Source organism: Streptomyces sp. NPDC002795 (genome assembly GCF_042888725.1).
Classification (GTDB): Bacteria; Actinomycetota; Actinomycetes; order Streptomycetales; family Streptomycetaceae; genus Streptomyces.
On the sequence record NZ_JBIAQB010000015.1, the window covers coordinates 31,444 to 53,153 of the forward strand.

The window sequence follows — 21,710 nt, forward strand, 5'->3', positions numbered from 1 at the left end:
CCCGCCATGTGCTTGTCCTGGCCGGTCCATCGTAGGCAGTGGAGGCGTCAGTCGGCTTCTTCGGAATTGCTGTCTCTGGTCGGGTGGAAGCCGCCTGCCCACAGCAGGGCGTAGCAGCCGGGGATGAGTGCGGCGCCGCGGGCGATCTTCGACCGGCGGTACTCGCCAGGTGTCTGCCCGTACGCCGTCTTGAACGCCCGGACGAAGTGCGAGCGCGAGTAGCCGGCGTGGGTCGCCACCGTGTCCAGGTTCAGGGTCTCGTCGGCCCAGTCGCGGTCCATGGCGTCCTTGGCGGCGCGGAGCCGGCGGAGATGCGCGAGGTGTCCGTCCGTGGCTGTGTCCATCGTTTCGATCCTGGCACGGGAGGCTTAAGTCGGTTAAGTGTGATGTCCGTTACGCTCGATTTGTATGCTTTCGAGGACTCGCCCCATCCCCGCCCGTGACCGCGCCGACCCCTGGCTGGCCAAAGCGCTGCCCCGGCTGCGCGGCATCGAGCCGATCAGAAGTTACGGGTACGGCGGGGAACTGTTGCACGACGACGGCCGGGTCGACATGGAGGCCTACGGCGCCCGCGTCGCCGAGCTCACGACGCGGCTCGGTGAGGCGCTCCTGGCGTACGGGGCCTCCGCCGAGGAGGCGGTCGCCGGGATGCTGGTCGTCGCCGAGACGTACGGGCTCAGCTACTGCGAGCCGGGCGTCACGCTCGCCTCCGTGTCGCTGTCCGCGCACGCGCCCGGTGAGCTGACACCGCTGCACGCGAACCGCGTGATCCGTAAGCACGCCACCGACTTCCGTGTCCTGGGGCGCATCCACGCTCTCGTCGAGCGGATCAGTGCCCGCCAGCTCGGGCTCGACGAGGCGCGGGCCGCGACCGCGCGGATACTCGACGCGCCTGCGGAGCGGGGGCGGTGGGCGCGCTGGAGGGTGCCCGTGCAGACCGGGCTCGTGGCGGCCGGCGGTGGCATCGCGTTCGGTGGCGGCGCGCTGACCTCGGTGTGCGCGTTCCTCGCCGGGCTGCTCGGGGCGCTGTTGAGCGGCTGGTTGGGGCGCAACGGCGTGCCCGCGTTCTACCGGTCGGCCGTCGCCGCGATGCCGACCGCCGTGCTGGCCGTCGCGATCAGTCACAGCGCGCCGCCGACGACCGTGCAGTCCGTCGTGGTCGCCGGGGTGCTGGGGCTGCTGCCGACCGTGACCTTCGTCAGCGCCGTGCAGGACGCGCTCACCGGGCACTATCTGACCGCGCTGGGGCGGCTCGTCGACGCGATGCTGGTGTTCGCCGCCGTCGTCACGGGCGTGGTGGCGGTGCTCGGACTGGGGCGGCTCGTCGGGTTCGAGGCGCCGGTCGTGCCGACGGCCGCGCGGGCCGGGTATCTGGGAGCGCCCGCCGTGGGCGCCGCCGTGTTCTCGGTGGCCGTGGCGGCGCGGGCGCGTACGCCGCGGCGTGACTGGTTGCCTGCCGCGCTGCTCGGGCTCGGCGGGTTCGTGGTGGCGGCCGAGTTCGCCGCCCTCGGGCTTCCCTCGCTCGTCGGTACGGCGGTGGTGGCGGCCGGTGTCGGGTGCGCCGCGCATGCCGTGGCCCGGCGGAGGCGGGAGTCGGCGCTGCCGCTCGTCGTTCCTGGTATCGCCCCGTTGCTGCCGGGCAGTGCGTTGTACGTGGCGTTGGCCGCGCTTGCCTCCGGGCGGACCACGACGGGGGTCGGGGGGCTGGTGCATGCGGCAGCGGTGACGTTGGCGATCGCGGTGGGGGTGGGGCTTGCGGGGGAGGCGGCGCAGCTCGGGCGGAGGGTTCGGGGGGCCGGGGGGTCTCGTGCGCCGCGACGGGGGCCACGTCACGGGGCTCCGCCCCGGACCCCGCGCCTCAATCGCCGGCGGGGCTTGATGGTGGTCTTGCGCGCTCGGCGGACGGTGAATGCGCCCACTCGGCCTGTGCCGAGCCGGCCGCCGCGGCGTTAGAGGGCCGCGTTGTCCAGTGCGGTTGTCAGGCGGTCGAGTTGGGAGCGGAGGGTTTCGATTTCCTGGAGGTCGAAGCCCGTTGCGGCGGCGATCTTGCGGGGGACCTCGGCCGCGCGGTCCTTCAGGGGCGCGCCGGAGTCGGTGAGCGCGATGGTCACCGAGCGCTCGTCCGTGGCGCTGCGCTCGCGGCGTACGAGGCCGTTCGCCTCCAGGCGCTTGAGGAGCGGGGAGAGCGTGCCGGAGTCGAGGCGGAGGCGCTCGCCGAGGCGCTTGACCGGGAGCGGGCCCTCCTCGGGCGCGGCCTCCCAGAGCACCAGCATCACCAGGTACTGCGGGTAGGTGAGGCCCAGGTCCTTGAGCAGCGTGCGGTAGACGCCGCCGAAGGCGCGTGACGCCGCGTTGAGCGAGAAGCAGATCTGGCGGTCGAGCCGGAGGAACTCGTCGGTGCTGGCCATGGAGTCAGGATACCGTTGCGCGATTGAGTTGTGTGCAATTGAATTGTGTGCTCTATTGGTGAGGGACGAAGACAGTCGCGAAGAGATTTACGGAAACGAGAGGCAGGTCCACCCATGGACGCCATCTACACCGCCGTCGCCACCGCCACCCACGGCCGCGACGGGCGTGCCGTCTCCTCGGACGGCGTGATCGACCTTCAGCTCGGCATCCCGACGGAGATGGGCGGGAACGGCCAGGGCTCCAACCCGGAGCAGCTCTTCGCCGCCGGTTACGCGGCCTGCTTCGGCAGCGCGCTCGGGCTCGTCGGCCGGGGCGCCAAGGTGGACGTCGCCGACGCCGCCGTCACCGCCGAGGTCTCCATCGGCAAGCAGGGCGAGGGCTTCGGGCTCGCCGTCGTGCTCCGCGTCGAGCTGCCCGAATCGGTCGACGCCGAGACCGGCCGCAAGCTGGTCGAGCAGGCGCACCAGGTGTGCCCGTACTCGAACGCGACCCGCGGCAACATCGACGTGCAGATCGTCGTCGAGTAGGCGTCAACCCCGCCTGGGCGAGCCCCCGTTGACCCGTGCGAGTGCCTCGCCCGTCCGTGGGCTCCACGCCACCAGGACCGCCTCCGACGGCAGCCGCTCGCCGCGGTCGAGCAGCAGCCAGCGGACGCGGTAGTGGTCGGCGATGGTCTGCCGTTCGGTGCGGGTGGCCGTGGGGGAGAGGTAGGCGCGCACCGCCGCCCGGCGCCGGTTCCAGTCGGCCCTGTCGACGACCGCGTCGGGGCGGGCGGGCGCGACCAGCGTCGGCCCGTGGCCCGGCAGCGCGCGGGTCGGACGGTAGCCGCTGGTGAGGACCGTGTCGCCGGGCGGAATGTGCTGCGCCGCCCAGGTGTACGCGGGCCAGCTCGGCGGCGGGTCGAGGGCGGTGGCCAGGAAGCCGAGTGCCGCGCCCGTCGCCGCCAGCGCGCCGAGCGCCCGGCGTTGCCGTGGCCACGGGCGGGGCGCCGCGAGCGCGATCGCCAGGGCGAGCTGGAGCGGCACCACCGTGAGCACCATGGCCGCGCCGTACGCGGAGGGGTGGGCCAGCGCGGCGTACGCGAGGGCCGCGATGCCCGCCGAACACAGGAGCACGAGCGGGTCCTTGCGGTCGCGGCGCAGGCGCAGCCACAACGGCGGGAGGCCGATCAGCGCGAGCCACGGGACGTGGGGCGACGCGGGGTCCGTTTCCGGCCACAGCCACACCAGTCCCACCGCCGCGATCCCCGCCACCGCCCAGCGCGAGCCATCGCGTCGCAGCCGCCACGCGCCCGCCCACACCCACAGGGCGAGCCCGATCGCGAACGTCGACGGGTAGCCGAGGTCGATCATCAGGGAGCGCAGCGCGAGCGGTTCGGTCCGCCAGTCCGTGCTCGTTCCCCAGAGGAGTGTCAGCGTCAACAGGGCGAAAACCGGGGCCCATTGGCGGGGCGTGAGGGTGCGGAGGAGGCGGTTCAGGCCTGTCAGCAGGACCAGGAGGTTGGCGGGGCCCGCGAGTTTCATGACCTCCCAGCCCGTCAGGCCCGTCGCCCGCGCGAAGGCGGCCTCCGCCATCGCGTACGGGGAGTAGAGGTACCAGCTGCCTGCGCCCGGGAGGTCGACCAGGGGGTGGCGCGGGTGCGGCAGGCTCACCTTCAGGCGTTCGATCACCGCCGCGTGCAGCCCGTAGTCGTAGGCCATCGGCACCCACCAGTACGCGAGCGTCAGCAGCAGCCAGAACAGGCCGCCGAAGACGAAGAACGGGGTCGGGCGCCAGAAGTGGCCGCCGCGCAGCGCCGTCGCGCCGCGCGCCACGCCCCGGGCGAGTGCGGTGGTCGTCATGTACGGCATGGGGCATGCGTGCCCCGCCAAAGCGGTCCGCCCCGCCTTTCGTGGGCCGTGCGGGTGAGGCCCGCCGGTCCACGAAAGGCGGGGCGGGGGTGTCAGCGGCCCAGCAGTGAGCGCAGCAGGTTCTTCGGGCGCGGGGGCTGCGTGGGCACGGCCGACGTGGTCGGCTTGTGGCGCGACGCCGGCTGGGCCGGGCGCTTCGCCTTCCGGCCGTCGATGCGGATCATCGAGTGCCCGGCGACCTCCTCCGCGCCGTGCCAGAAGTCGTCGCGCCCCGAGAGCATCGCGCCCAGCTCGGTGCGCACCGGCTCGAACGAGCCCCACGTCCCGTAGAACTTGGTCGCCGTGATGCACAGCGGCTTCAGCCCAGTCGTGGCGACGGCGCCCCACGTCGCGGCCGCGACACCCGGGCAGTGCTCGGCGCGGAAGTCGTCGAGCACGACGATGCCGTCCTCGCCGAGGAGTTCGCGGGACGCCTCGATGTCGCCGTGCACGTGCTCGTACAGATGCGAGGCGTCGACGTGCACGAAGCGGCAGCTGCCGGGGGCGACCAGGGACGTGATCACGTTTGAGGGGCCCTGCACCACCTCGGGCAACTCGTCATGGAAAGCAAGATAGTTGGCCTCGAAGGCGGTCCGCGTGAGGGTGCTGTAGGACTTGTTCATCTCCTTGTCGTTCGCCACGTCGTCGGCGGGCGAGTCGAACAGGTCGCAGACCGTGAAGGCCTCCTTCTCCTCCAGGTACTGCCCCATGAAGATGGCGCTCTTGCCCAGGTAGACGCCGAGTTCGAGGAGGTCCCCGCCCTGGCCGAGCGCGCGCTGCCGGCTCAGGAACCAGTCGAAGAGCACCTGGTCGATGTTGTGGAACCAGCCTTTGACGTCGTCGAGCGCGGCCGGGCGCGGCAGCTCGGCGGGTGCGGTGTGGGACTCGTGCTGCATGTCAGCTCCAGTACGGATGACGTGGGTGCGGTCCCTGCGGGCTACGCGCTCGGTCCGCAGGGACCGGGAGGCCATCAGCTCTGGGTAGGTGCGCGGGGTGTCCTGGTGGTGGACGGGAGGGAACGGGACGCCCTCTCGCGCGATAAATCCTGGTTGTGTGGCTTGTTCCTGTCCTCCGGGGTCGTATGACGTTACTTGACGGCGCCCGCCATCACGCCGGACACGAACTGGCGTTGGAACGCGAAGAACACGGCCAGGGGCACCACCATCGAGATGAAGGCGCCGGGACCGAGCACGTCGACGTTGTTGCCGAACTGGCGGACCTGGGTCTGGAGCGCGACGGTGATCGGCTGGCTGTCCGTGTCCGTGAAGATCAGCGCGACCAGCATGTCGTTCCACACCCACAGGAACTGGAAGATGCCGAGCGAGGCGATCGCCGGAGCGCCGAGCGGCATCACGACCCGCAAGAACAGGCGCAGTTCGCCCGCGCCGTCCAGGCGGGCCGCCTCCAGGAGTTCGCGCGGGATCTCCGCGAAGAAGTTCCGCAGCAGGAACACCGCGAACGGCAGCCCGAACCCGACATGGAAGAGGATCACGCCGAAGATCGAGCCGAAGATGCCGATGTCGCCGAAGAGCCGGGCGATCGGCACGAGCGCGACCTGCACGGGAACCACGAGCAGCCCGACCACGACCAGGAACCACCAGTCGCGGCCCGGGAAGTCCATCCACGCGAACGCGTAGCCGGCCAGTGAGCCGATCACGATCACGAGCAGGGTCGCGGGCACCGTGATCAGTGCCGTGTTGACCAGGGAACGCGTGATGTCCGAGTTCTCCAGGAGGCTGCTGTAGCTCTCGAAGGTCAGCTGCGCCGGTTTGCTGAACACCGTCCACCAGCCGCTGTCCGCCATGTCCTCCGGAGAGCGCAGCGAGGAGAACAGCAGGCCGATCGTGGGCACCAGCCACAGCGCGCCGACCAGCAGCAGCACGAACTGGACGAACCCGCCGCTGAGCCTGTCGCCGATCCGGCGCGCGAGCGAGCGCGGGGCCTTGACGGTCTCGCCGAGAGTGGTCATCGCCTTGTCTCCCGCCGCAGCCGCCTCATGTTGAACCACATCACCGGGATCACGAGCAGCAGGAGCAGCACGGCGATCGCGCTGGCCAGGCCCTCGTTGTCCTCGCTGAACGCCGAGCGGTACAGCTGCAGGGCCAGCACGTTGGCGTCGTCCTGCGAGGATCCCGGCGCGATGATGAAGATCAGGTCGAAGACCTTCAGTACGTTGATCATCAGCGTGACGAGGACGACCGCGAGCACGGGCGCGAGGAGCGGCACCGTGACCCGGCGGAACACCTGCCACTCGGAGGCGCCGTCCACGCGGGCGGCTTCGAGGAGCTCGCGGGGGATACCGGCGAGACCCGCCCCGATGAGCACCATCGCGAACCCGGCCCACATCCACACGTACGCGACCATGATCGAGGTCGTCACGATGTTGAGGTACAGATCGAATCCGCCGAGGTGGACCGTGAAGAACTTCTTGTCGCCGAGCCAGTCGGCGCCGTTGTACGGCTCCTTGAAGTTCGCTGCGGGCAGCCGGAGTTGGGCGCCGTCCGCCGCGGCGGGAAGCGCGAAGGTGCCGTCCGCCTCTGCTGTCGTGGAGGCGACGACCTTGCCGTCCTTGACGGCCTCGACGCGCATGCCGGGGTAGCCGTCCTCCGTCGCGTCGATCTTGTTGAGGCCGCCCGCGCCCTTGCCGAGGGTGAAGTCCTGCCACACCGTGCCGGTGACCCCGGCCTTCCCGGTGGCGGGCTGCTTCGCCGGCTTGGCGTCCTTGGGCATCTGGTCGGCGGCGACGCCAACGAGCGGGAGCAGTACGGGAGTTCCGGCCCGCACGGGTTCCTCGGTGAGGAAGGGGCCGCCGCTCTTCCCGGCGAGCGAGCCGTTCGGCCGCGGATGCGCCTTCGGGAACGCGGAGGACTCGGCGAACGTGTCGTGGACCCCCGTCACGACCGCGTTCACCGCGCCCTTCTCCGGGTCCTGGTCGTAGACGAGCCGGAAGATGATGCCCGCGGCCAGCATCGAGATGGCCATCGGCATGAAGACGACCAGCTTGAACGCGGTGGCCCAGCGGATCCGCTCGGTGAGCACGGCGAAGATCAGGCCGAGCGCCGTGGCGACCGTCGGGGCCAGCACCACCCACCAGATGTTGTTGTTGATCGCGGCCTTGGTGTCCTCGCGCGTGAACAGCGTCTCGTAGTTGTCGAACCCGATGAACGAGCCGCCCGAGGCGTTGAAGAAGCTCCGGATGACCGAGTACCCGATCGGGTACACGACCAGGGCGCCGAGCAGGACCAGCGCCGGCAGCAGGAAGAGCCCGGCGACGGACTTGCGGGTGCCGGCGACGCTCTTGCGTTTGCGTGGTGGCGTCGCGGCGGCCGCCCCGGGATCCGGGGTGCCGCCGCCGGTGGCGGATGTCATCGCCGCGTCAGTCCTTGAACGCCTTGGCCGCTTCGGCCTCCAGGGTCTTCTGGGTGCCCGCGATGTCCTTGGGGTTCATCAGGAAGTCCTGAAGCGCCTTCCACTCGCCCTTGCCGGGCGTACCGCCGAAGGCCTGCGGCATCTGGTCCGACATGTCGAAGCGGAAGTCGTCGCCCGCGCCCACGAGCGCCTTGGCGATCTCGCGCTGCACATCGTTCGGATACGAGGCGAGGTCCACGTTCTTGTTGGGGGAGAGGTAGCCGCCCAGCTTGGCCTGGATGGTCGCCGCGTCCGGCGAGGCCAGCCACGTCACCAGGGCCTGCGCCGCCTCGGAGTCCTTCAGGATCACCGCGGCGTCGCCGCCGCTGACCACCGGCTTGTCACCGGAGCCGACCGCGGGGAACGGGAACACCTTCGCGTCCGTGCCGACCTTCGCCTTCGTCTGCTGGATGTTGACCTGCGCGAAGTCGCCCTCGTAGACCATGGCGCCCTTGGGCTGATCGCCGCCGGTGAAGGTCTGCTCGACCGACTTCGTGAACTCGGTCTGCACAGCGCCCTTGTTGCCACCGGCGAGGAAGTCCTTCTTGCCCCACAGCTGGGCGAGCGTGGTGAGCGCGTCCTTCACGGACGGGTCGGTCCACTTGATCTCGTGCTTCGCGAGCTGGTCGTACTTCTCGGGCCCCGCCTGCGACAGATAGATGTTCTCGAACCAGTCGGTCAGCGGCCAGCCGTCGGCGCCGCCGACGGAGAACGGCGTGACGCCGGAGTCGTAGATCGACTGCGAGGTGGCGAGCAGTTCCTTCCAGGTCTTCGGCTCCTTGGCGGCCGCGTTCTCGAAGACCTTGGTGTTGTACCAGACCAGGGACTTGTTGGCCGCCTTGTAGTACGCGCCGTACGGCTTGCCGCCGACCGTGCCGAGGTCCTGCCAGCCCGGGGCGTAGTTCTTGCTCAGCTGCGCCTGGACTTCCTTGCCCAGCGGCTTGGCCCACTTCTTGTCGACGGCCTGCTTGATGGCGCCGGGCTGCGGCAGCATCGCGATGTCCGGCGGGGCGCCGCCGGCCACCTTCGAGCCGAGGAAGTTGATGATCGGGTCCTGGGCGGGGACGAAGGTGACCTTCGCGCCCGTCCGCTTCTCGAACTCCGCGAGCACCTGCTTGAAGTTCTTCTGCTCGTCGCCGGTCCACACGGCGGCGATCTCCAGCGACTTGCCGTTCAGCTTCGGCAGCTTGAGCGAGGACGCGGGCTTCGTGCCGCCGTCCCCGCCTTCCTTGCCGTTGTCGTCATCGCCTCCACAGGCGGTGAGCGTGAGCGCGAGGGAACCGATGGCGATGCCCACGAGGGCCGTGCGGAAGGTGCGGGTCCTGGGGGTGCGTATACCAAGAGTGCTGCGAGTGCTGCCCATCACTGCCCCGTTCTCGTCCTGAACGCTGAACGTACGTACTGAGCGCTGTCCCGTGCGCACTGGTCTACGCCCGGCCAGGGAGAACCGGCAAGGGTGCCAGTGCTGTAAACCGGGTGATCGTGACGGGGTCGTGATGCGCCAACCCTGCGGTGCCGTACGGCATTTCAAGCCCCTGCGGCGATTGAGCAGCGGGGTCCGGGGCGGAGCCCCGCGGCCTCTCGCCCTGGAGCGGTCTCAAGGATTGGGGCTCTGCCCCATACCCCGCTCCTCAAGCGCCGGAGGGGCTCGAAATACCGGCGGGGCTTGAGCATTCAGAGGAGCGACGGAACCTCGGTGGCCGATACGGAGCGCGCCGCGCGTTCCAGGGCGCTGGCCAGGAGGGCCAGGTCCGTGGGCCCGTTGCCCAGTTCGCGGACCGGGCGGCGGTCCGGCGGGTCGCCCATGCGGGCCCACTCCAGCGCCACCACGGTCGGCCGCTGCGTCGCGGTCCGGGGGATGCGCCCGGTCACCCGCCCCGACTGCACCTCCACGTCACGCCCGTCCGCCCCGTACAGCACCCCGCGTCCCGGCGCCGGATCCTCGCTGCCGGTCCCCGGCGCGTCGAGCACGACCCGCGGCCGGGCGGCCCACCCCCCGGCCCCGCCGGAGGCGAACGCCGCGACGAGGTGCACCCCGAGCCGCTCCCCGTCCCGCACCACGGCTTCCAGCGCCCGCACGACCGACCCGGCGGCCGGCCGGCCCGGCGAACCGAGCGGCGGCGAGAGCAACGCGTCCAGGTCGTCCACGACCACCACGAGCCGCGGCAGCGGGGGCCCGGCCTCCGCCTTCTCCCGCGTGGCCCCGGGACGGAGCCGCATCGTCGAACTGGGCGGCACGTCCACGTCCCCGGCGTTCTCGGAGGACGGCGCGCCGCGCTGGGACACCACCCGGCCCGGCGCGGCCCGCTGCGCGTGCCACTCAGAGAAGTGCGTACGCCCTATGAGCTCGGCCCGCCGCTTCAGCTCGGTGCTCAGCGCCTGGGCGAACTCCCGCATCCGTACGGGGTCGTTGGCGGCCAGATGCGTCGTGACGTGCGGCAGGTCCGTGCAGACCCGCAGCCCCTCCGCGCGCTCCCCGCCCGACGTCCCGTCGACCAGCACCATCCCGAGCCGGTCAGGACGCTCCGCCGCCGCGAGCGACGCGGCGACCGAACGCAGCAGCTCCGTACGGCCACTGCCCGCGGGCCCCTCGACCAGCAGATGCGGACCTTCGGCGGCCAGGTCCACGGTCAGCGGGCCGCGCGGCCCGGACCCGAGCACCGCCCACACCCGCCCGCCGAGCGAGTCCGGATCGTCTCCGGCCGCCGCCCAACGGGCCATGAGGGACGCCGGGGTGGCGCGGGCGAGCCCCAACTCGTCCAGCAGGCGGGAGGTTTGCGGCAGCGGCGCCGACACGCGCGAGCCCGGCCGGTCAGCGGAACCGCCCACCGCGTCCGTACGCAACGGGGCGAGCGCCCGCGCGAACCGCTCCGCCCAGGCGAGCGACACCGCGTCGGCCGTGCCGACCGTCCCGTGCCCCACGAGCTGTCCCTGCGCCGCCCGGTGCAACCGCAGCGTCGTCGCCACATCACCGCTGAGCAGCGCCACCGCCCCGCACGCGCGAAACGCCGGGCTCTGTGCGCACGCCGCCTCGTAGCTCTGGGTGGCCGGTGAGGCGGGCGAGGCGGCGGGCGCCTCGGCCAGACATACGACGTGGATCCCGGCCGCGGCCCCTTCGGCGGCGAGCCGCACCGTGGCCTCCCGCAGCGCCGCGCTCCCGGGGTCGCCGTCGATCACGACGACCGTGGCGGCGGGTTCGTCCGGGGCCTGCGCCGAGGGCCTGAGCCCCGCCGCGTGGTCGTCGAGGCGGCGCAGCAGCTCGTTCGTACGGGCCGCCGCCTGCTCCCGGTCGTACGCGAGCAGCAGCCGGCAGTCCTGGCCGTGGGCGGGCCGCACCTGGGGCAGCCAGCCGAGCCAGGACCAGTCGGCGACCCGCTCCTCCAGGGAGCGCGCCCGGTCGGTCGAGATCAGTACTAGTTCCAGGCGCTCCGGCGCGTGCAGCGTCGTGAGCTGGGCGACGGCGCAGCGCGCCAGACCCGCGAGCCGCGCGCGCGGCCCCGCGAGCCCCAGGGCTCCGGCCTCGGCGAGGCCCACGGTGACCGGCACCGCGGGCAGCAGTCCCACCCCGCCGGGGCCCGGCCGGTCGACGCTGCCCAGCCGCACCGCGAGCGCCTCCGCGTCACCGGGGCCGCGCTCCCACAGTCGCGGCCCGGGGCCGAGCGCGGTGAGCAGCAGCGCGGCGGCGTCGGGCCAGGTCTCGGCGGCGACGGGCCTGGGCTCCTCCTCGTACGCGGGGATCTCAGGGGGTGTGGCCGGGTCGGTGGCGGGTTCGGAGCGCTGTGGGGTGCGCAGCACGTGCGGCTCGTGGATCTCGTGCTGCTGGTCCTCCATGTCGAAGCCGTCGCGCTCGTCGCGCTTCCCGCGGCGCAGCAGCCGAGAGAGACCGCCCCGCTTGCGTGGGGCGGACGGCAGCGAGGTGCCGCGCGCGGGGGTGCCCACGCGCGGGCCGTGCGCTTCTTCTGCCGCTTCCTGCTCGGGCACCAGCGGCCGCGCGCCCCCTTGAGCGGCATCGCTGGCCGCGCCCCAGGCGGAGTCCCCGTACGCGTGCCGGGTCTCGTGGTCGGGGTCGGTGGCGGGGTCCTGCGCGGGCGGGTCCTCGGGCTTCTCGGCGAACAGCACCCGTACGTGCCCCTCCCCGTCCGGCGCCGTCCGCAGCGGTCTGGGGCGGGCGGCGTCACCCGCGACGGAGACCCGCAGCGCCGATTCGCCGAGGCGCACCAGTGAGCCGGGGGACAGGCGGACGGGGCGGGAGCCGAGGGGGCGGCCGTCCACCGACGTCCCGTTCGTCGACTCCAGGTCCTCCACCGAGATCCGGCCGTCGCCGCCGAGCGTCACCGCGCAGTGCAGGCGGGACACGTCCGGGTCGTCGAGGGGGACGTCCGCGTCGGCGGAGCGGCCGACGCGGATCTGGCCGCCGTGCAGCAGGTGGACGCCGCCCGCGTCGGGGCCCGCCACCACATGGAGCTGGGCCGCCGCGTCGTCCGGCTCGGGCCCCGGGTCCACGGGGGCGCCGAGCGCGATCACCGCGCCGTCGATCAGCGGGGGCTCACCTATGACGCAGCGGTGTGCGTCGAGCCGCTGTGTGCCCGCGTACAAGGTCGTGGACCCCGCCTCGCCGCCCGCGACGGCCGTGGCCAGACCGGAGGCGACCGCGGCGAGTGCCGTGCCCACGGGGGCCGTGACCAGTACGTCAACACCGCGCGCGAGTGTGTCGTCACCACGTGCGAGCATGTCGGGGCGCGTGCCCAGGGGGTCTACGACGGTAAGCCGGATCTGCATCGCCGCCTGCGGTCCCTTCTGCGCGGGCGCCCGGAAACAGAGGGGCTGCCCCGCGGTCCCCCACCGCAGATTCCCCCCACCGCCACGGGCACGTCAGCCAGTGCTGGAGGCATCCTTGCACTTGCCGCTGACAACACGCCCGCCAGCCACCCGTAAGTGATCTTGATTGGTCGGCTCTGCCCGTAAAAGTGCCTGCTCGTTGCCTGCTTGAGATCGATCACGTCGTCCCTCGGCAACCAACGGCCCCAAGCGTGCGTCTTTCCGTCGAACACGGGTAGGCCCGAGGCCGTGCACGGGTGGGCAGGACAGTGCCGGTGCGAACCGAAAGCCACAGAAGATCGACAGTCGGTACCGGGGGATCCGCCACTAGAGTGGGTCGGAACACCCGGAACCAGGTGACCCAAGCAAGTACCGATGCAGGGAGCGCATGACGTGCGGCCGGTAGGCAGCAAGTACCTGCTCGAGGAGCCGCTCGGACGCGGCGCCACGGGCACCGTCTGGCGAGCCCGCCAGCGCGAGACGGCGGGCGCCGAGGCGGCGGTCGCCGGGCAGCCCGGCGAGACCGTCGCGATCAAGGTCCTCAAGGAAGAGCTCGCCAACGACGCGGACGTGGTGATGCGCTTCCTCCGGGAGCGCTCCGTCCTGCTGCGGCTCACCCACCCGAACATCGTGCGCACCCGCGACCTGGTCGTCGAGGGGGAGCTGCTCGCCCTCGTCATGGACCTCGTCGAGGGCCCGGACCTGCACCGCTACCTGCGCGAGAACGGCCCGTTCTCGCCGGTCGGCGCCGCGCTCATGACGGCCCAGATCGCCGACGCGCTCGCCGCCTCGCACGCGGACGGTGTGGTGCACCGCGACCTCAAGCCGGCGAACGTCCTACTGAAGCAGGACGGCGGTGAGATGTACCCGATGCTCACCGACTTCGGCATCGCCCGCCTCGCCGACTCCCCGGGCCTGACCCGCACCCACGAGTTCGTCGGCACGCCCGCCTACGTGGCGCCCGAGTCCGCCGAGGGCCGCCCGCAGACCAGCGCCGTCGATGTCTACGGCGCGGGCATCCTGCTGTACGAGCTGGTCACGGGCCGGCCGCCGTTCTCCGGTGGCTCGGCCCTCGAAGTCCTGCACCAGCACCTCAGCGCCGAACCGCGCCGTCCCTCCACGGTCCCCGACCCGCTGTGGACGGTCATCGAGCGCTGCCTGCGCAAGAACCCGGACGAGCGGCCGAGCGCGGAGAACCTCGCGCGCGGCCTGCGCACCGTCGCCGAGGGCATCGGCGTGCACGCGAACAGCGCGCAGATCGCCGCCGCCGAGGGCGTCGGCGCGCTCCTGATGCCGGACCCCGCCCCGGCCCAGGTCCCGGGCAGCCCCGGCACCTCTGACGCGGACCCCACGCAGGTACTGCCGAACAACGCGGCGGCCGCGGGCCTCGCGGGAGCGGCAGGAGCGGCGGCCGGCGCCGCGGCGGCGGGCGCGTACGACCCGAACGCGGCCACCAGCGTGATGCAGCAGCAGGGCAACGCCCAGAACGGCGACGCGGCCGACCCGACGGCTGTGCTGCCGCCGATGCCGCAGGGCCCGCCGCAGCAGATGCCCGACGCCTGGGGCGACCAGCTGCGCGCGGCCCGCGACCGCAACGAGCAGACGCAGGTCCAGTACCTCGACCCGAACGAGGACCCGCTGCGCCGCCGCCCGCAGCGCCAGGTCGCCCGCCCGCAGCAGCAACAGCAACCGCAGCACCAACAGCCGCAGCAGTACGCCCCGCGGCAGCCGCAGCAGCAGCCCCAGCAGTACGCGCCGCCGCAGCAGCCGCCGCCCCGCCAGGACCCGCGCCCGGCCCCTGAGCCGCGCGAGCCGCGCCGCCGCAGCCCCAACCGGATGCGGATCCCGGGCCTCGGCTGCCTCAAGGGCTGCCTGTTCATGATCGTGATGCTCTTCGTGGTGAGCTGGCTGGTCTGGGAGTTCACCCCGCTCCAGGACTGGATCGGCACCGGCAAGGGCTACTGGGCCCAGATCTCCGACTGGTTCTCCACGGTGTCCGGCTGGATCGGCGATCTCGGGAGCAAAACCGGCAACTAGTCGGTGGCGTTGGCGATTTGTCGACACCCAGCGGGTGAATTCCCCTTCTGATGCGTAGGTTGGCGTCCGAGCCGCGTAGCTTGGGCGCCAACACGCGTCTGTAGGAGCAGCCTTGGCACGGAAGATCGGCAGCCGGTACACCGCACACCAGATCCTGGGGCGCGGCAGTGCGGGCACGGTGTGGCTGGGCGAGGGACCCGAGGGTCCGGTCGCCATCAAACTGCTGCGCGAGGACCTCGCCGCCGACCAGGAACTGGTCGGCCGCTTCGTCCAGGAGCGCACCGCCCTGCTGAGCCTCGACCACGCGCGCGTGGTGGGCGTGCGCGACCTGGTGGTGGACGGCAACGACCTGGCGCTCGTCATGGACCTCGTACGCGGCACGGACCTGCGCACGCGGCTCGACCGTGAGCGCCGGATGCCGCCCGAGGCCGCGGTCGCCGTCGCCGCGGACATCGCCGAGGGCCTCGCCGCCGCGCACGCCGCGGGCATCGTGCACCGCGACGTCAAGCCGGAGAACGTGCTGCTGGACATGCAGGGCGAGCTCGGCCCCGGCGGCTCCCACCCCGCGCTGCTCACCGACTTCGGCATCGCCAAGCTGATCGACACCCCGCGCCGCACGCGCGCGACGAAGATCATCGGTACGCCCGACTACCTCGCCCCCGAGGTCATCGAGGGCCTGCCCGCGCGCGCGGCCGTCGACATCTACGCGCTCGCGACGGTCCTGTACGAACTCCTCGCCGGTTTCACGCCGTTCGGGGGCGGCCACCCCGGTGCGATCCTGCGCCGGCACGTCACGGAGACGGTGGTCCCGCTCCCCGGCATCCCCGACGAGCTGTGGCAGCTGCTCATCCAGTGCCTCGCCAAGGCCCCGGCCTCCCGCCTGCGGGCCTCCGAGCTGGCCGCGCGCCTGCGCGAAGTGCAGCCGATGCTCACGGGCCTGCCCCCGCTCGACGTGGACGAGCCGGAGACGGAGCCCGCCTCCGACGAGCCGGAGCCGCGGGCCGATACGCCCGAGGAGCCCCCGGAGCGGCCCCGCCGCGGCGCCGTCTCCCTGATCCCCGGCTCCGCGCCGAAGGACTCCAACCGCGACACCCATACGTCGATGAGGGTCCCGGCGCCGGACGAACTGGCCGGAGGCGCCCGCGGCACGGCCCGCGCGCCCCGCGCCCACGGATCGCCCCGGCCCGGCTCGGCCCGCAACCGGCACTCCGCGCGCCGCAGACGGATCACGCTCTCGGTGGCCGGGCTCGTCCTGGTGGCGGCGGTCGGCGGCGGCGTATGGGCGGCATCCTCAGGGTCCTCAGGCTCCGACGAGGCGCCGCCCGCGGACAGCAACAATTCCGCGCCCGCACAGCCGTAGCACGGAGCCCGAGGACGGCCGGGGCGGATCACTTGCACCAGCCGTTAGGCTGGTCCTGTGGCAGTCGTCGATGTATCCGAAGAGCTGAAGTCCCTCTCCTCGACCATGGAGTCGATCGAGGCCGTCCTGGACCTCGACAAGCTGAGGGCAGATATCGCCGTGCTCGAGGAGCAGGCGGCCGCGCCGTCCCTGTGGGACGACCCGGAGGCGGCGCAGAAGATCACCAGCAACCTGAGCCACCTCCAGGCGGAGGTCCGCAAGGCCGAGGCGCTGCGCAGCCGTCTCGACGATCTCGGCGTGCTGTTCGAGATGGCCGAGGAGGAGGACGACCCGGACACCCGTGCCGAGGCCGAGTCCGAGCTCAAGGGCGTGAAGAAGGCGCTGGACGAGATGGAGGTCCGCACCCTCCTGTCCGGCGAGTACGACTCCCGCGAGGCGCTGGTCAACATCCGTGCGGAGGCCGGCGGCGTCGACGCCGCGGACTTCGCCGAGCAGCTGCAGCGCATGTACCTGCGCTGGGCCGAGCGCCACGGCTACAAGACCGACGTCTACGAGACGTCGTACGCGGAAGAGGCCGGCATCAAGTCGACCACCTTCGCCGTCCAGGTCCCGTACGCCTACGGGACGCTCTCCGTCGAGCAGGGCACGCACCGCCTGGTGCGCATCTCGCCGTTCGACAACCAGGGCCGCCGCCAGACGTCCTTCGCGGGCGTCGAGGTGCTCCCCGTCGTCGAGCAGACCGACCACGTCGAGATCGACGAGTCGGACCTGCGCATCGACGTGTACCGCTCCTCGGGCCCCGGCGGCCAGGGCGTGAACACGACGGACTCCGCGGTCCGCCTGACCCACCTCCCCACCGGCATCGTGGTCTCCTGCCAGAACGAGCGCTCGCAGATCCAGAACAAGGCCACGGCCATGAACGTTCTGCAGGCCAAGCTCCTTGAGCGCCAGCGCCAGGAGGAGCGCGCCAAGATGGACGCCCTCAAGGGCGACGGCGGCAGCTCCTGGGGCAACCAGATGCGTTCGTACGTCCTGCACCCGTACCAGATGGTGAAGGACCTGCGCACCGAGTTCGAGGTCGGTAATCCGCAGGCCGTTCTCGATGGCGAGATCGACGGCTTCATCGAGGCCGGAATTCGCTGGCGCAAGCAGCAGGAGAAGTAACTCCGGGATTCAACGAATCAAAGGGCAACTGCCGTTCGACGAGCGGCAGTTGCCTTTCGTTTTGCCCCGCACTCCATTCCAAATGTGCCGCACTTGTGAAGACTGGCCAGCCATTTACGTCACAGTCACATGTTCGTAAGGCGGTCAACTCGCCCAAGTGTGGACATAGCGTGCGCAACGCCCTTGACGTTGATCCCAAAAGTGGAAAGGCTGGCGCGCGGCATGCGTATTAGTGGGACGCGTGTGAACGGGGGAGGGGTGAACGAGGCCTCTGCTGCCTCCGGTTGAACGCGGTCCCTGGCGCTGCTCCACTGACGATTGGCTACTGGGGGTAGCAGACAGATGACCAAGAAGACGCGGATCCGCTTTGCGCGGATAGCGGCCGGTGCGGTAATTGCGGCCGGCGCCTCGCTGACCGCCGCGGGTGCGGCATCCGCCGCCACCGTCGACGAGCAGAGCGGCGAGACCTGCGGCCCGCTCGGCCTTATTTGCTGGCCCACCAAGGACGACGGCGCGGACGACATCTCCGACGGCGACGAGGGCGACGACCCGGGCAACGGCATCGCCGGTGTGACCGAAGGGAACACCAACGGCGGCGTCGCCGGTGTGACCGAGGGCAACACCAACGGCGGCGTCGCGGGTGTCACCGAGGGCAACGACAACGGCGGTGGCAACGGCGGGGACGACTCCACCGGCGGCACCGGCGGCGACGACTCCACCGGTGGTTCCTCCACCGGCGGTTCGTCCTCCACCGGCGGTTCCTCCACCGGCGGCGACGACTCCACCGGTGGTTCCTCCACCGGCGGTTCGTCCTCCACCGGCGGTTCCACGACCGGCGGCGACGACTCCACGGGTGGCGGCTCCAGCACTGGTGGCTCGTCCACCGGCGGTGGCGACAACACCAACCCCGACGGCAACAACAGCCCCGTCGAGCAGGGCCAGGGCAAGGACAGCCTGCAGGACACCGGTTCCGCTCCCACCGAGCAGACCGGCACGGGCTCCGGCAACGCCAAGGCCAGCGGCGAGCTCGCCGAGACCGGTTCCTCCGGCACCACGTTCCTGGTGATCGGTGCGGCCACGATGATCGCGGGCGGTGTCGGCTTCCGACTCCTGCCGCGCCTCGCGAACAACCGCGGCGGCGCCGCCGCGTAGCACTACGCACACGCAAAGGGCCCGGAGCCGATCGGCTCCGGGCCCTTTCGCATGTCCGAGTGCGGCGGCTACACCGTCTGATGCGCGAGGAGCGCCATCGCTGCCACGAGCACCGCCACCAGGGCGACCAGCGCCATGGGGCTCAGTGCCGCCAGCGGGTTCTGCTGCTGAAGCCGCTCGCGATTCGCCCGGCACACCGAGCAGCGGCCCTCGCTCACGGGGGACGCGCAGTTCGCGCACACCAATCGGTCGTAGGTCATGCGCTTCTCCTCCTCCCGCGCGGCGGAGCCGGCCACCGGGTACCCCTGGGTTCTCTCCGCTCAACGCTCCGGGAAACGCAACCGTTCCCCCTACCACTGTGCCAGCTTCCCGGAATTTCGGCGCGCCCCCCTGGAAGTACCGCCCTGACCAGGTACTGGGCGGACAATTCCGGCGCCCTACCCGCCATCACAGCGGGACAAAACGCTCAACGAGGGACGGCGCCTGCGCTCCGTGCGCGGCTTCGCGTATGGTCACGCACACCTACCTCCGGCTACCCGTGGTGCACCCGTGATCCGATTCGACAACGTCTCCAAGGTCTACCCCAAGCAGACCCGGCCCGCCCTCAGGGATGTCTCCCTTGAGGTCGAGCGTGGTGAGTTCGTCTTCCTGGTCGGCTCGTCCGGCTCCGGCAAGTCGACGTTCCTGCGCCTCGTGCTGCGCGAGGAGCGGGCCAGCCACGGCCAGGTGCACGTCCTGGGCAAGGACCTCGGCCGCGTATCCAACTGGAAGGTCCCGCAGATCCGCCGCCAGCTCGGCACGGTCTTCCAGGACTTCCGGCTCCTGCCCAACAAGACGGTCGGTGAGAACGTCGCCTTCGCCCAGGAGGTCATCGGCAAGTCCCGCGGTGAGATCCGCAAGTCCGTGCCGCAGGTCCTCGACCTCGTCGGCCTCGGCGGCAAGGACGACCGCATGCCCGGCGAGCTCTCCGGTGGTGAACAGCAGCGCGTGGCCATCGCGCGGGCCTTCGTCAACCGGCCCAAGCTGCTGATCGCGGACGAGCCGACCGGCAACCTCGACCCGCAGACCTCGGTCGGCATCATGAAGCTGCTCGACCGGATCAACCGGACGGGCACCACCGTGATCATGGCGACCCACGACCAGAACATCGTGGACCAGATGCGCAAGCGCGTCATCGAGCTGGAGCACGGCCGCCTCGTCCGCGACCAGTCGCGCGGCGTGTACGGCTACCAGCACTGAGAACCGCGAGAAGTACCGAGAAAGAAAGCTGCGAAAGGCGTTAGTGACGCTATGCGTGCCCAATTCGTTCTGTCGGAGATCGGCGTAGGACTCCGCCGTAACCTCACGATGACCTTCGCCGTGATCATCTCGGTTGCCCTCTCGCTCGCCCTGTTCGGCGGCTCGCTGCTCATGAGCGACCAGGTCAACCAGATGAAGGGCTACTGGTACGACAAGGTCAACGTGTCGATCTTCCTGTGCAACAAGGGGGATGCCGACTCCGACCCGAACTGCGCCAAGGGCCCGGTCACGACCGAGCAGAAGAACGAGATCCAGCGGGACCTCAAGAAGCTGCCGGTCGTCGACTCCGTGTCGCACGAGTCGCAGGACCAGGCGTACAAGCACTACAAGGAGCAGTTCGGCGACTCCCCGCTGGCCAGCTCCCTCACGCCGGACCAGCTCCAGGAGTCGTACCGGATCAAGCTGAAGAACCCGGAGAAGTACAACGTCATCGCGACCGCGTTCAACGGGCGGCCCGGTGTGCAGTCGGTGCAGGACCAGAAGGGCGTGCTCGACAACCTCTTCCGGCTGCTCGGCTACCTCAACTACGCGGCGGGCGCGGTGATGGTGGTGATGCTCGTGGTCGCGCTGCTGCTGATCGTGAACACCGTCCGGGTGTCCGCGTTCAGCCGCCGCCGCGAGACCGGCATCATGCGGCTCGTCGGCGCGTCCGGGTTCTACATCCAGGCGCCGTTCATCATGGAGGCGGCGGTCGCCGGGCTCATCGGTGGCGGCATCGCCTGTGTGTTCCTCGCGGCCGGCCAGTACTTCGTGATCGACAACGGAGTGGCCCTCTCCGACAAGCTGCAGCTCATCAACTTCATCGGCTGGGACTCGGTGTTGACGAAGCTGCCGCTGATCCTCGCCGTGAGTGTGCTGATGCCGGCGCTTGCCGCGTTCGTCGCGTTGCGCAAGTACCTGAAGGTGTGACGAGAGTCCTTCGCGCCACGGGGCGTCGTGCGGGTCAACGGCCCGTACGACGCCCCTGGTTGTCCTAGACTCACCGACATGTCAGGTCCGGAGCTGTACTCCAGACCCCGCCGTATCGGCCGCGGGGCGACCCTGACATTGATCTTCGTGACGGTCCTCGCGGCGGGCGCCGCGACCGGCTCCTGGCCGGGGGAGCAGCAGAAGACCACGAAGAGCGCGGACAGCTCGCTCGTCGCCGCGCACGAGAAGCCGACCGTGGGGCCGACCGATCCGGGCGACGCGGCGGCCGAGGCCATGGTCGACGGGAAGTCGCCCACGAAGGCCGCCCAGGACGCCGTCAGCCGCAGCGGCGACCGCTGGGGCTCCGTCTACTCGCACAGCGAGTACAAGAAATTCGAGCAGTCCCTCGACGGCGAGTACACCGGCATCGGCCTGCGGGCCCGCCGCACCGCCGACGGCCGGGTCCAGGTCTCCAAGGTCCGCCGGGGATCGCCCGCGCAGCTCGCCGGAATCCGCGAGGGCGACCGGATCGCGGCCGTCGACGGCGAGCCGGTCACCGGTCGCCCCGTCACGGAGGTCCTCGCGCTCCTGCGGGGCAAGCACGCGGGCACCCCCGTCCACGTCGGCCTGCAGCGCGGCACGCGCGCGTGGAGCGAGACGCTGCGCCGCGCCAACCTGTCGACCGACTCCGTCACCTCCGCGCGGCTGCCCGACGGCGCGACGCTCGTGAAGGTCAGCGCCTTCACCAAGGGCGTCGGCGACCAGGTGCGCACCGCGGTCGGCGCGGCACCCGCGCGCGCGGGCGTCGTGCTCGACCTGCGGGGCAACTCCGGCGGCCTGGTCACCGAGGCGGTCAGGGCGTCCTCCGCGTTCCTCGACGGTGGGCTCGTGGCGACGTACGACGTACGCGGGGCGCAGCGGGCCCTGCACGCGCAGCGAGGGGGCGACACGGCCAGACCGGTGGTCGTGCTCGTCGACAGCGGGACGATGAGCGCGGCCGAGCTGCTCACCGGCGCCCTCCAGGACCGCGGCCGCGCGGTCGTCGTGGGCTCCAGGACCTTCGGCAAGGGTTCGGTCCAGATGCCGAGCCGACTGCCCGACGGCTCCGTGGCGGAGCTCACCGTCGGGCACTACCGCACCCCCTCGGGCCGCACGGTCGACGGCCGTGGCATCACGCCCGATCTGGAGACCGAGGCGGACACCCTGCGGCGTGCGGAGACAGTATTGACTGGCCTCGGGGCCCCCTCGTAGTGCGAAAATGGCCA

18 protein-coding genes are annotated in these 21,710 nt (G+C 71.4%); 9 read left to right on the forward strand and 9 right to left on the reverse strand.

Annotated elements, in window-relative coordinates; genetic code table 11:
- Window positions 1-47 precede the first annotated feature (47 nt).
- A complete protein-coding gene (locus ACFYWS_RS35055) occupies window positions 48-344 on the reverse strand; it encodes a helix-turn-helix transcriptional regulator (RefSeq protein ID WP_389283195.1) in 297 nt (98 codons plus the stop codon).
- A gap of 64 nt (window positions 345-408) precedes the next feature.
- On the opposite strand from ACFYWS_RS35055, the gene ACFYWS_RS35060 reads away from it, so the two are divergent.
- Window positions 409-1,953 carry a threonine/serine exporter ThrE family protein gene (locus ACFYWS_RS35060; RefSeq protein ID WP_389283197.1) on the forward strand — a complete coding sequence of 515 codons (1,545 nt, stop codon included), beginning with the start codon at window positions 409-411 and terminating at the stop codon, window positions 1,951-1,953.
- On the opposite strand, the gene ACFYWS_RS35065 is transcribed toward ACFYWS_RS35060, so the two are convergent.
- Complete coding sequence (locus ACFYWS_RS35065) at window positions 1,950-2,408, reverse strand: MarR family winged helix-turn-helix transcriptional regulator (RefSeq protein ID WP_389283199.1); 459 nt, start codon at window positions 2,406-2,408, stop codon at window positions 1,950-1,952. The two genes, ACFYWS_RS35060 and ACFYWS_RS35065, sit on opposite strands and share 4 nt — an antisense overlap.
- 114 nt (window positions 2,409-2,522) lie before the next feature.
- On the opposite strand from ACFYWS_RS35065, the gene ACFYWS_RS35070 reads away from it, so the two are divergent.
- A complete protein-coding gene (locus ACFYWS_RS35070) occupies window positions 2,523-2,936 on the forward strand; it encodes an organic hydroperoxide resistance protein (RefSeq protein WP_389283201.1) in 414 nt (137 codons plus the stop codon).
- 3 nt (window positions 2,937-2,939) lie between these two features.
- Here ACFYWS_RS35070 and ACFYWS_RS35075 read toward each other — a convergent pair whose 3' ends face one another.
- From ACFYWS_RS35075 to ACFYWS_RS35100, 6 genes are all read right to left on the reverse strand, one after another.
- The gene (locus tag ACFYWS_RS35075) at window positions 2,940-4,250 is read right to left on the reverse strand and encodes a hypothetical protein (RefSeq protein WP_389283203.1); all 1,311 of its coding nucleotides are present in this window, start codon (window positions 4,248-4,250) and stop codon (window positions 2,940-2,942) included.
- Window positions 4,251-4,351: 101 nt separating this feature from the next.
- Window positions 4,352-5,194, reverse strand: a complete 843-nt coding sequence (locus ACFYWS_RS35080; protein ID WP_389283204.1) for a class I SAM-dependent methyltransferase — start codon at window positions 5,192-5,194, stop codon at window positions 4,352-4,354.
- Between the two features lie 191 nt (window positions 5,195-5,385).
- Window positions 5,386-6,267: a carbohydrate ABC transporter permease gene (locus ACFYWS_RS35085; RefSeq protein ID WP_389283205.1), complete on the reverse strand. Its 882-nt coding sequence runs from the start codon at window positions 6,265-6,267 to the stop codon at window positions 5,386-5,388.
- The gene (locus ACFYWS_RS35090) at window positions 6,264-7,667 is read right to left on the reverse strand and encodes a carbohydrate ABC transporter permease (protein WP_389283207.1); all 1,404 of its coding nucleotides are present in this window, start codon (window positions 7,665-7,667) and stop codon (window positions 6,264-6,266) included. The genes ACFYWS_RS35085 and ACFYWS_RS35090 overlap by 4 nt, the downstream gene beginning before the upstream one ends.
- A 7-nt stretch (window positions 7,668-7,674) precedes the next feature.
- Window positions 7,675-9,069 carry an ABC transporter substrate-binding protein gene (locus tag ACFYWS_RS35095; RefSeq protein WP_389283209.1) on the reverse strand — a complete coding sequence of 465 codons (1,395 nt, stop codon included), beginning with the start codon at window positions 9,067-9,069 and terminating at the stop codon, window positions 7,675-7,677.
- A 311-nt stretch (window positions 9,070-9,380) separates the two neighbouring features.
- The gene (locus tag ACFYWS_RS35100; RefSeq protein WP_389283211.1) at window positions 9,381-12,485 is read right to left on the reverse strand and encodes an FHA domain-containing protein; all 3,105 of its coding nucleotides are present in this window, start codon (window positions 12,483-12,485) and stop codon (window positions 9,381-9,383) included.
- Between the two features lie 432 nt (window positions 12,486-12,917).
- On the opposite strand from ACFYWS_RS35100, the gene ACFYWS_RS35105 reads away from it, so the two are divergent.
- The 4 genes from ACFYWS_RS35105 to ACFYWS_RS35120 all read left to right on the forward strand — a co-directional run bounded on the left by ACFYWS_RS35105 (window position 12,918) and on the right by ACFYWS_RS35120 (window position 18,237).
- Window positions 12,918-14,561: a serine/threonine-protein kinase gene (locus ACFYWS_RS35105; RefSeq protein WP_389283213.1), complete on the forward strand. Its 1,644-nt coding sequence runs from the start codon at window positions 12,918-12,920 to the stop codon at window positions 14,559-14,561.
- 112 nt (window positions 14,562-14,673) lie between these two features.
- Window positions 14,674-15,921, forward strand: a complete 1,248-nt coding sequence (locus tag ACFYWS_RS35110) for a serine/threonine-protein kinase (RefSeq protein ID WP_389283214.1) — start codon at window positions 14,674-14,676, stop codon at window positions 15,919-15,921.
- Window positions 15,922-15,978: 57 nt separating this feature from the next.
- Entirely contained in the window at window positions 15,979-17,085 is a 1,107-nt protein-coding gene (gene prfB, locus ACFYWS_RS35115; protein ID WP_389283216.1) for a peptide chain release factor 2, read from the forward strand.
- A 342-nt stretch (window positions 17,086-17,427) separates the two neighbouring features.
- Entirely contained in the window at window positions 17,428-18,237 is an 810-nt protein-coding gene (locus ACFYWS_RS35120) for a hypothetical protein (RefSeq protein WP_389283217.1), read from the forward strand.
- 68 nt (window positions 18,238-18,305) lie between these two features.
- On the opposite strand, the gene ACFYWS_RS35125 is transcribed toward ACFYWS_RS35120, so the two are convergent.
- Window positions 18,306-18,497 (reverse strand): hypothetical protein, encoded by a 192-nt coding sequence (locus ACFYWS_RS35125; RefSeq protein WP_389283218.1) that lies wholly within the window; start codon window positions 18,495-18,497, stop codon window positions 18,306-18,308.
- A gap of 289 nt (window positions 18,498-18,786) precedes the next feature.
- Here ACFYWS_RS35125 and ftsE point away from each other — a divergent pair, with 289 nt between their 5' ends.
- The 3 genes from ftsE (at window position 18,787) to ACFYWS_RS35140 (ending at window position 21,696) form a co-directional block, all read left to right on the forward strand.
- Window positions 18,787-19,476, forward strand: a complete 690-nt coding sequence (gene ftsE / locus ACFYWS_RS35130) for a cell division ATP-binding protein FtsE (protein WP_266710884.1) — start codon at window positions 18,787-18,789, stop codon at window positions 19,474-19,476.
- Between the two features lie 51 nt (window positions 19,477-19,527).
- Complete coding sequence (gene ftsX, locus ACFYWS_RS35135; RefSeq protein ID WP_389283220.1) at window positions 19,528-20,445, forward strand: permease-like cell division protein FtsX; 918 nt, start codon at window positions 19,528-19,530, stop codon at window positions 20,443-20,445.
- 78 nt (window positions 20,446-20,523) lie between these two features.
- The gene (locus tag ACFYWS_RS35140; RefSeq protein WP_389283221.1) at window positions 20,524-21,696 is read left to right on the forward strand and encodes a S41 family peptidase; all 1,173 of its coding nucleotides are present in this window, start codon (window positions 20,524-20,526) and stop codon (window positions 21,694-21,696) included.
- Window positions 21,697-21,710 lie beyond the last annotated feature (14 nt).